This window comes from Pseudomonas sp. NBRC 111127, from assembly GCF_001320345.1.
In the GTDB taxonomy this organism is placed as follows: Bacteria; Pseudomonadota; Gammaproteobacteria; order Pseudomonadales; family Pseudomonadaceae; genus Aquipseudomonas; species Aquipseudomonas juntendi.
The window spans coordinates 1-4,166 of the sequence record NZ_BCBD01000253.1 but is presented as its reverse complement, the minus strand read 5'-3'; the positions used below and the strand labels follow the sequence as shown (position 1 = coordinate 4,166).

Below are 4,166 nucleotides of genomic sequence, written 5' to 3'. Positions count from 1 at the left end.
AGGGCTTTACAGGTGGTTAGGTGCTTGGCTCCTTGGTACGTCGGAAGCCGTATGGACAGGGAGGGGCGCCCAACCTGGCGGGTAAATCTCTGGTATTCTAGCGCCGAAGCTTGCCTCTACAGCCTATGGATGGCTAGGGATTAAACTCGCTAAACGCGTATATTTATGCGCCGCTGCGGCTGCCGCGGTGGTGTTCAGTGATAAAAAACAGATGCAGGTTTCCTGAGGTTGACAACTTCAAGTGGCCGTTAAGGACTCGATTATGGAATTGATCCCGGTAATTCTTTCCGGTGGCGTTGGCAGCCGTTTGTGGCCAGTTTCCCGTGAGGCTCATCCCAAGCCATTCATGGCCCTGCCCGACGGGCAGAATCTTATACAGAAAACCTTCCAGCGCGCCGCGCGCTTGGAGGGTGTGGTCGAAGTACTGACTGTCACCAACCGGGAACTGTTGTTCAAGACCGAAGACGAGTACCGCAGCATCAATACCCAAGGCCATGCCCAGGGTTACATCCTTGAGCCCTTCGGCCGTAATACCGCGGCTGCCGTGGCTGCCGTGGCTGCCGCTGCGCTGCAGTTGCACCAGACCCACGGCCCTCATGTGCACATGCTGGTGCTGGCTGCCGACCACCTTATCCAGAATGAACAGGCATTTGCCGATGCCGTCGGAAAAGCTCTGCACCTGGCCGAGCAAGGCTGGTTGGTTACGTTCGGCATCAAGCCGCAGTATCCCGAAACCGGTTTCGGTTACATCGAGGCCGCTGCCGGCGGAGCGCTGGAAGGTGGCCTCAAAGTCGAGCGTTTCGTAGAGAAACCAGACATGAAAACAGCCGAGGCCTACGTTGCTGCCGGCAACTACTTCTGGAATGCGGGCATGTTCTGCTTCCAGGTCGGCGCCGTCATTGATGAGTTCAGGGCCCATGCCCCCGATGTGCTCGAAGCCGTGGAGCACACCCTGGAGGCTTCCCGCCGCTCCACCTCCACCGGTTACAGCTGCCTGGCGCTTGAGCCTGACAGTTTTGCCAAGGTGCCAGATATCTCCATCGACTATGCCTTGATGGAGCGCTCTCGCAAAGTGGCTACCGTGCCATGCGATATTGGCTGGAGCGACATCGGCTCGTGGAACGCGGTCAGTGAGCTGACTCCGCCGGATGAGTTCGGCAACCGCTTTGAAGGCGAGGTAATGGCCTACGACGCGCGCGATAACTATGTCAATTCCGAGAACCGCCTGGCTGCGCTGGTGGGCGTGCAAAACCTGCTGGTAGTGGATACACCCGACGCCTTGCTCATCGCCCACAAGGATCACGCCCAGGACGTGAAGCATATCGTCAAGCGCCTGAAAAACGACGGCCATGGGGCACACCTGTCGCATCAGACCGTACATCGCCCTTGGGGTACCTATACCACACTGGAAAATGGCGAGCGCTTCAAGATCAAGCGTATCGTGGTCAAGCCCAAGGCTTCCTTGTCGTTGCAAATGCACCATCATCGTAGCGAACACTGGATTGTGGTCAGCGGCATGGCGGTGGTGGTGAATGACGACCAGGAATTGATGCTCAACACTAACGAGTCCACCTTCATTCGCGCAGGCCACAGGCATCGTCTGGAAAACCCCGGCGTCATCGACCTGGTGCTGATCGAAGTGCAGAGTGGTGATTACCTCGGCGAGGATGACATTGTTCGCTTCGAGGACAAGTACGGGCGTTGCAACGCCTGACACCGGTTATGCTGTCGGCCCCCTGCCAGTCGGGCGCGGGGCTGGTTTTCATGCGGCAATTCTTCGCCGGTCATCCCCTTCCAGTCGGAACCTGTTTTGCGCTTGCGCACCGAGAGAGATGCATGTACGCACCTATCCAGACCCGCTGCTTCAAAGCCTATGACATCCGCGGCCAAGTGCCCGCTGACCTCAACGATGACATCGCCTACCGTATAGGCCGCGCCCTGGTGGCCCAGTTGGGCGGGCGCAGTTATATCGTTGGCCGGGACATGCGCCTGGAAAGCCCTGGCCTGTCCCGTGCCCTGATAAAAGGGCTGACCGAAGGCGGCGCCGATGTAATCGACATCGGCTTGTGCGGTACCGAAGAAGTGTATTTCGCTACCAGCCACTACCAGGCCGATGGCGGCATCATGGTCACCGCTAGCCATAATCCCAAGGGCTACAACGGCATGAAGCTGGTCCGCGAGCAGTCTCGCCCCATCAGTGGCGACACCGGCCTCACCGATATCCGCCACCGCGTCGAAGCCGGCGACCTTGGCCCGCAGGCCGCCCACCCTGGCAGCGTGCGCGAAGCGTTCGATAAAACCGCCTACATCGACCACTTGCTGACCTATATTGACCTCGCCGTGCTCAAGCCGTTGAAGGTGTTGGCCGACCCGGGCAACGGCGCGGTCGGCCCCGTGCTGGAACTGCTGAAGGCGCGCCTGCCGCTGGCGATAACCATCATTAACGGCCAGCCGGACGGGCACTTCCCCAACGGCATCCCCAACCCGCTGCTACCAGAGAATCGGGACCTTACCCGCCAGGCCGTTCTGGACACTGGGGCAGACATGGGCATCGCGTTTGACGGTGATTTCGACCGCTGCTTTTTCTTCGATAGCCAAGGTCGTTTCATCGAGGGCTACTACGTGGTCGGCCTGCTGGCCGAAATGCTGCTGGCCAAGCACCCAGGCAGCAAGATCATTCATGACCCGCGCCTTACCTGGAACACCATCGAGCAAGTCAGCGCTGCCGGTGGCCAGGCCATCCAGAGCAAAACCGGTCACGCTTTCATCAAGGAACGCATGCGCGCCGAAGACGCCGTATACGGGGGCGAAATGAGCGCGCACCATTACTTCCGCGACTTTGCCTACTGCGATAGCGGGAACATCCCGTGGCTGCTGGTAGCCGCGCTGATGAGCGTGACTGGAAAGAGCCTGGCACAACTGGTGGATGAGCGTATTGCGGCATTCCCGTGTAGCGGCGAGATCAACTATGAAGTGGCCGATGTAGCAGGCACTATCGACAAGATCCTGGCCTTCTACCTGCCCCAGGCGCCGAGTGTGGACCGTACCGATGGCATCAGTGTCGAATTTGCCGACTGGCGTTTCAGCCTGCGCGGCTCCAATACAGAGCCGTTGCTGCGGTTGAATGTTGAAAGCCGCGGTGATCAAGCGCTGGTAGCGCAACGCGTGACTGAAATCGCCGGCCTGATCCAGGGATAACTATGTTTGGCATGCTTCGGGGCATCTGGGATTACAGAGGCTTCATCTTTACTTCCATCAAAAACGAATTCATCTCCAGGTTCGCGCGCAGCAAGCTCGGTGGCCTGTGGATGATCATTCACCCTCTGGCGCAAGTAGCCATCTATGCGTTGATTTTGTCGAATGTACTCGGCGCGCGGCTGCCGGGTATCGACAACAAGTATGCTTATGCGCTCTACCTGATTGCCGGCATCCTGGCGTGGAACCTGTTCGCCGAGATCGTCGGGCGTTGCCTTACGGTGTTCATCGACCAAGGTAACCTGATGAAGAAGATGCGCTTTCCACGCATCGCCCTTCCAGTGATTGTGGTGGGCTCGTGCCTGCTCAATAACTTGCTGTTGTTTGTGGCAGTGATGATCATTTTTGCAGTGCTGGGGCATGCACCCAACCTGCAGATGCTCTGGTTATTGCCGCTGACGCTGGTTGTGGTGGCATTTGCCGTGGGGCTCGGGTTGGTATTGGGGGTGATGAATGTATTCTTGCGCGACATCGGCCAGGTCGTACCGATCATCCTGCAGGTGTGGTTCTGGTTCACCCCGATTGTGTATTCGGTGAATATCGTGCCCGACTACCTGAAGGGCACGCTGGACATCAACCCCATGTATGCCATCGTCACTTCCTACCACAATGTAATGGTGTACAAACTCGCGCCGAATATCGCCGGGTTGGGTATCACCATTGGCATCGCCCTGGGCCTGATGGTGTTGGGGCTGTTCCTGTTCCGTCGAGCCTCGGCTGAAATGGTGGACTCCCTATGACACTCATGTCCGTCAACAACGTGGGCAAGGCCTACCGCAGTTATCGCTCGGAATGGCAACGTATCGCACGCTGGTTCTATATGCCGGTCAAGGCCAGCAGCGAGCACTGGGTGCTCAAGCACGTCAGCTTCAACATTGAGGCCGGCGAAGCCATTGGCCTGGTAGGGCAGA

General features: G+C 58.4%; 3 protein-coding genes and 1 pseudogene. All 4 read left to right on the top strand.

Going from position 1 to position 4,166, the window contains the following annotated elements; genetic code table 11:
* Positions 1-262: 262 nt before the first annotated feature.
* A complete protein-coding gene (locus APH30_RS26280) occupies positions 263-1,714 on the top strand; it encodes a mannose-1-phosphate guanylyltransferase/mannose-6-phosphate isomerase (RefSeq protein ID WP_054914166.1) in 1,452 nt (483 codons plus the stop codon).
* 122 nt (positions 1,715-1,836) lie between these two features.
* The gene (locus APH30_RS26275) at positions 1,837-3,198 is read left to right on the top strand and encodes a phosphomannomutase/phosphoglucomutase (protein WP_054914165.1); all 1,362 of its coding nucleotides are present in this window, start codon (positions 1,837-1,839) and stop codon (positions 3,196-3,198) included.
* A 2-nt stretch (positions 3,199-3,200) separates the two neighbouring features.
* On the top strand, positions 3,201-3,995 hold the full coding sequence (locus APH30_RS26270; RefSeq protein WP_054914164.1) for an ABC transporter permease: 795 nt from the start codon (positions 3,201-3,203) through the stop codon (positions 3,993-3,995).
* Positions 3,992-4,166, top strand: a pseudogene (locus tag APH30_RS29735) (ABC transporter ATP-binding protein); the annotation flags it as partial. The gene APH30_RS26270 and the pseudogene APH30_RS29735, both read left to right, overlap by 4 nt.

Coding starts and splice junctions, on each gene's coding strand:
- APH30_RS26280 (WP_054914166.1), top strand. CDS start 263: ATGGAATTGATCCCGGTAATTCTTTCCGGTGGCGTTGGCAGCCGTTTG.
- APH30_RS26275 (WP_054914165.1), top strand. CDS start 1,837: ATGTACGCACCTATCCAGACCCGCTGCTTCAAAGCCTATGACATCCGC.
- APH30_RS26270 (WP_054914164.1), top strand. CDS start 3,201: ATGTTTGGCATGCTTCGGGGCATCTGGGATTACAGAGGCTTCATCTTT.